Genomic DNA, 6000 nt, shown 5'->3' with positions numbered 1-6000 from the left:
TTATATACCACGAAGCTGCCAGTGGAGATAAATGGAAAGCCTATAAGGTTTAATGTTTCTGCTCGTGGAAAAGTACGGGCTGAATATTTTGATAACGAAGATAACGAAGATAACGAAGATAACGAAGATAACGAAGATAACGAAGATAACGAAGATAACGAAGATAACGAAGATAACGAAGATAACGAAGATAACGAAGATAACGAAGATAACGAAGGTAACGAAGGTAACGGAAATAACGGAAATAACGGAAATAACGGAAATAACGGAAATAACGGAAATGGAGGAGCTAACTGCCCTGGCAACAGTGGAAATGCACCCCCAGCAGGAGATGGCTGTCCTGGCAATAGCGGAAGCTCTAATGCGGGCGGGAATGGAAATAGTAATAACTAGGTGAATGAATATGAAGCAACGAGGTGCTGCATTAGTAATTGTTATGGCATTGCTTTCAGGGGCGTTAGTCCTTGGTGTTTCAGGTATGAACAGTGCGCTGATTGATGAAAGGTTGGCGGGAAATTATCGTGCTTCAGTTGAAGCGCAAATGAACTCTGATAGTCTGATGTCAGATATACATATTTCAATAGCAGAAGATCTAGACGGTAATTTGAGTAAGCTTATAAATGATGTGATAGATGAAAAGATTTACGAGTGGGATGAGATAGCTGATCTTTTAGATATAACGAGCTCACTTGATAGTACAGATAAAATGAAAGTTAAAGTAGAAGTGAAAAATGATGATGTCATTATTACAACACAAGATGATGGAACCAATAACAATGCTGTTCGGGAAACAGTTGCAACTTATCGAAAGGGCAGTGGAGGAAACGGTTCGGGCGGCGTTCCTGGTGACAATGATGGTGCTGATTGGCAAAGTAGAAAAAGAGGGATTTATGCCTGCGAGAAAGTAGAAGTCACAGGCAGTGCACTTTTAGATAGTTATGATTCTGAAGCTGGTTTATACGGGGAAGAAAATAGCAAGCTCTCAAACATGGAACTGCGTACATGGTTAGATAATTCAAATATTTCAACAACTAGTTCGGCGCCAATTTATGGAAGTATCTATCTTCCAGGTGATTTTCAGGCGAATAATAGTGCTAATGTATATGGTGATATATATGCCGGTAAAAGTATCTATTTGGATAACGGTGGGTTTGAGGTTTATGGTGATTTAATCGCGCAGAATGATATCGTTTTTCAGAAAACTGCTAAAGTCTATGGTAATGCATACGCAGGAAATGATATAAAAATAACGCGTGGTGGGAGCTTGATCGAAGGAGAAGAGGTAGAAGCCGTAGGTAAAGTGACGTTGAACGGTGGCGCAGATATAGATGCTGTCTTACGAGCCAACGGTGGTGTGGTATTCGATAATGATGATAGCCAAGTTTTTTCTGATGTGTACTCTCCGAGTGTTACTGTGAATACGAATAATTCAATTTCTAAACATATTTTAGGAGAGCTATATCAAGAGAGTGCTGATCTTCAATTAATAGAAGACTTGATTTCATATGATAATGTCGACGACTGTGATGTTTATGATGTGGCGAGTATCTATGAGCAGTATGCTGCATCGGAAGCAAGCCAAGGAGATTTATATATAGATGGTTATCCGCAGAATAAAAAGGTTACTCTGTCCGGGGATGATGAAAGATTTTATGGTGGTGAGGATGGTGAGAAAGTTATGAAGGTGAACGATTTTTCTCTTGCTGGTAATAGGGAGTTATATTTTGGAGAAGAAGGTGAGAGTAATGATTTCGTTGTTTTAGTTGATGGCGATTTGAATATTAATGGCTATAACAGTAAGTTGTATATTTCCGACGGAAGTACTGTGACCTTTGTTGTCAAAGGTAAAGTTGGCGTGGTAGGTCAGGTTAGTAATTTATCAACTCAAGGAGTTGTAGCTAGGAATGGCCAGAATACGAGCGTTATGAATATTGTTTCTCTATATGACGATAGAAATAAGACTGATATCGGTGTGCGTATCAGGAATTCTAAGTTTTATGCTGATATATTGGCGCCTTTGTCTCGTGTAGAGTTTGCTAATGAAGCTGCTTACGGCGCAGTGTATGGTCGAGAAGTATCTGTACTTGACTATGGTGGGTACCATTTTGATAAGGCTATTAATGTTGAGGTTGACGAGAGTTGTCAGTCGGAATCGGAGGAAGATTGTTCAGGCCAGAACAGTGATGGTAACTCGTTTGCACTTATCGGTTGGCAATAACCCCATTCGCCACATGGATAGGAGCGCGTTATCATAGCAGCATTTGCCTAAGAGCCTAAAAACCATGAGTCAGCCCGCTAAAACCCGCGTCCTTACCGGTATCACCACCACTGGCACACCCCATTTGGGTAACTATGTTGGGGCGATCAAGCCCGCCATTGAGGCGAGCCAGGATCCCAACGTTCAGTCGTTTTACTTTTTGGCTGACTACCATGCCTTGATCAAATGTCCTGATCCGAAGCGTGTACAGGAATCTCGCTTGGAAATTGCCGCCACGTGGCTGGCACTTGGGCTAGATACCGACAATGCCATTTTTTATCGCCAGTCGGATATTCTGGAAATCCCCGAGCTCACCTGGATGCTCTCTTGCGTGTGCGCCAAGGGCTTAATGAACCGCGCCCATGCATATAAGGCGGCGGTGGCTGAGAACGAAGAGGCGGAAAACCAAGACCCGGATAAAGGCATCACCATGGGGCTGTTTGGTTACCCTGTGCTGATGGCGGCGGATATTTTAATGTTTAACGCCAATAAGGTGCCGGTAGGGCGTGATCAGATTCAGCATATCGAAATGGCCCGTGATATCGCCGGGCGCTTTAATCATCTCTATAAGGGCCAGCATTTTGTCCTCCCAGAAGCCGTCGTTGACGAGAAAACGCAGCTTCTGAATGGTTTAGATGGGCGCAAGATGTCCAAAAGCTATGATAATACGATCCCGCTCTTTGCTCCTGAGAAAAAGCTGCAAAAGCTGGTACGTAAGATTAAGACCAACTCACTGGAGCCCGGTGAGCCGAAAGATCCGGACACCTGCACGCTGTTTCAGATTTACTCCGCTTTTGCGACGGCGCAAGAGACCGCCAGCCTCCGCGAGCAGTATGCCGCAGGGATTGGCTGGGGTGATGCGAAGAACCAAGTATCTGAGTACTTGAATGCTCACTTAAGCGCTCCCCGTGAACGCTATAACGCGCTCATGGAAGATCCCGCTCATATTGAAGCGGTACTTCAGAAAGGCGCCGAGCGGGCGCGCGAAGAAGCGGCAGTCACGATGGACCGCTTACGTGCTGCCGTTGGTCTGGGGCGGTTTGTTTAACAACTGAATACTGCCATTCACAGTAGTGGCCTTTTAGTCATCTAGTAGTAATGACGAAGCCCCTTCCGCTTGGAAAGGGCTTCGTTTGTTTCGGGCCTCGCGCTTTGCTGCTAACTAGGCTGTTAGTGATCGCTCAGCCTCCAATCGAGGGCGTCAGTCATTAACTGAATGAGAATGGTTGTGCATGAGCATGATTGTGCATGAGTAAGGTTGTGCTGATGCCCTATAGTGTTTATCACGTAAGCAGAATGCATTTCTCAGATATGCACTTAACTTCGTAAAAGCAACGCATCCACAAAGGGAATATTGTATGCGGTCAAGGTATCGACATCAGTCGTTTACGGAATGTGCATTGATAGCCTTAACGCTGGCGGTCGTCGCGTTAATGCTTTGGAAGCTTGTTGGACTACTGATCCTGATTTTTGGCGCAGTGGTGGGCGCCTGTATATTGCAAACGGGTATGACGCCACTTTTGAGGCTAGGCGTGCCCCGTTGGCTGGCACTGTTAACGGTGATTATTACGCTAACCCTGGCGCTAGGCTTAGTTAGTTGGGCATTTGGCGCGCAGGTGTCTGCTGAGTTGGAATCACTGTCTGTTCTATTGCCCGAGGCATGGGATCAGCTTGAGGAAAGGCTTGAAGGGTCGCAGCTAGCGCCCCTGCTTGATGACGCGGCTGGGCGGGCGAGAGATTTATTTGGAAACGGCATTTCGCAAGTTGGGATGATGGTGGTCTCCATGGGGGGCAGTGTTGTCAGCTTTTTCGCGCTTATCGTCGGCATGGTTTATTTTGCTGCACAGCCGGGGCTTTATCGCCGTGGTTTATTGTTACTTGCGCCCATTAAAAGCCGTCCACGTTTGGGTGAAGCGCTGGATGAGAGTGGTAAGGCGCTCCGCTATTGGCTTGGCGGGCAGTTAGTGGCCATGGTGGCCACTGGGCTTTTAGTGGGTGTCAGCATGTGGCTGTTAGGTGTGCCAGCGCCGCTTGGCTTGGGGTTAGTGGCTGGGCTATTGGATTTTGTGCCTCTGGTGGGGCCTCTGATTGCCGCTATTCCTGCGTTGTTGCTTGCCTTCACTGTGAGCCCTCAAACCACGCTGTTTGTGCTGATTGTGTATACGATTATTCAGCAGATAGAGGGCAATATTTTACAGCCGCTGGTACAGCAGCGCGCTGTTCACTTGCCCCCCGCCATGCTGCTTTTTTCGCTGTTTGCAGCCAGTACTCTGTTTGGTTTAGCCGGCCTGATTTTGGCCGCACCGCTGACGGTGGTGGCGTTTGTGTTGGTGAACAGGCTATACGTCACTCGAGAGGAAGAAAGCCAGTAAATAGTGTTAATCGTCATAAATACAGCTGCACAAATAATTGTACGCCGATTATTAGCAGCGTTAAGCTTATCATCATTATCCGTATTAACTGGATCCATTCTGTCTGGAAGCGCCTGTTCGTGAACAGGCGCTTTTGGCATTGATAAAGGTGAATGTATGTCTACAACGACGGTTGCTGCGCCGCAGAGTTACCGCGTGCCGCTCATCGCCACAGCGGCGATTGTGCTTGGCGCGTTGCTTATAGGAGTAGTGTTTGAGGCCAATACGGGCCTGTTGATGATTGTCGGTGGGCTGTTTGGCATGGTGCTTTATCATGCTGCCTTTGGCTTTACCTCGGCGTGGCGGGTATTTATTACTGAACGGCGAGGGCGTGGCTTGCGTGCCCAGATGGTGATGCTGGCGATTGCGGTGGTGCTGTTTTTCCCTGCGTTGGGGGCTGGCACGCTGTTTGGTAATGAAGTGTCGGGCTTTGTCGCGCCTATCGGTATCTCCGTGCTGGTGGGGGCGTTCTTATTCGGGCTGGGCATGCAGTTAGGCGGTGGGTGTGCTTCTGGTACGCTTTTTACCGCGGGCGGTGGTAACGCACGTATGTTGATCACCTTGGTGTTCTTTATTGTCGGCTCGGTGATTGGTTCGGCGCATTTTGCCTGGTGGCAGAGTTTGCCAGCCTTTCAGCCGGTATCACTGGTCAACGTGGCTGGGGTAAGTGGCGGGGTTGCGATTAGCCTGGTGCTGTTTGCTGCGATTGCTGCTTTCACCTGGGTGATGGAGAAGCGCCGTCATGGTCAGTTAGAGCAGGCGCCTATCGTCAATAAGCATGGGTATGAGCGGTGGCTGACAGGGCCTTGGCCATTGGTGGCGGGTGCCGTAGCGTTGGCGTTGCTGAATTTCGTCACCTTGGCATTGGCTGGCCGCCCATGGGGAATCACCTCCGCGTTCGCACTGTGGGGTGCAAAGAGCTATGCGCTCGTTGGTGGCGATGTAAGCCAATGGGGCTATTGGCAAGCGCCGGGGAATGCGGCGGCCCTTGAAGCCAGCGTATGGAGCGATATAACCACGGTAATGAACGTCGGCATAATGCTGGGGGCACTTGCCGCCGCCAGCTTGGCCGGTCGTTTTGCGCCTAACTTTAGAATTCCGTTGAAATCACTTTTAGCCGCCATCGTGGGTGGCCTTCTGCTCGGGTATGGCGCCCGCTTGGCGTATGGCTGCAATATCGGCGCCTACTTCAGCGGCATTGCGTCTGGCAGCCTGCATGGCTGGGTATGGTTGGTGGCTGCGTTCGCGGGCAACATGCTGGGTGTTAAATTAAGGCCTTTCTTTTTTAGCGGCGTAGAAGGCCGCAAACCCACCGCTAAAACCAGCTAAAAC

General features: G+C 48.5%; 5 protein-coding genes. All 5 read left to right on the top strand.

Annotation, left to right across the window (positions count from 1 at the left end):
* Window positions 1–393 (top strand): hypothetical protein (locus CXF87_RS08950; protein WP_198556034.1); only part of this gene is annotated, 393 nt, incomplete at its 5' end.
* A 10-nt stretch (window positions 394–403) separates the two neighbouring features.
* The gene (locus CXF87_RS08945) at window positions 404–2218 is read left to right on the top strand and encodes a hypothetical protein (protein WP_101146396.1); all 1815 of its coding nucleotides are present in this window, start codon (window positions 404–406) and stop codon (window positions 2216–2218) included.
* 64 nt (window positions 2219–2282) lie between these two features.
* A complete protein-coding gene (locus CXF87_RS08940; RefSeq protein ID WP_101146395.1) occupies window positions 2283–3305 on the top strand; it encodes a tryptophan--tRNA ligase in 1023 nt (340 codons plus the stop codon).
* Between the two features lie 310 nt (window positions 3306–3615).
* Complete coding sequence (locus CXF87_RS08935) at window positions 3616–4629, top strand: AI-2E family transporter (RefSeq protein ID WP_101146394.1); 1014 nt, start codon at window positions 3616–3618, stop codon at window positions 4627–4629.
* Window positions 4630–4785: 156 nt separating this feature from the next.
* Complete coding sequence (locus CXF87_RS08930) at window positions 4786–5997, top strand: YeeE/YedE family protein (RefSeq protein WP_101146393.1); 1212 nt, start codon at window positions 4786–4788, stop codon at window positions 5995–5997.
* The last annotated feature ends 3 nt before the right edge of the window (window positions 5998–6000 follow it).

It is taken from the genome of Halomonas sp. MES3-P3E, assembly GCF_002836035.1.
GTDB classification, from domain to species: Bacteria; Pseudomonadota; Gammaproteobacteria; order Pseudomonadales; family Halomonadaceae; genus Vreelandella; species Vreelandella arctica.
Note: the sequence above shows the minus strand (reverse complement) of the source record. Positions and strands in the feature narration are given on the sequence as shown.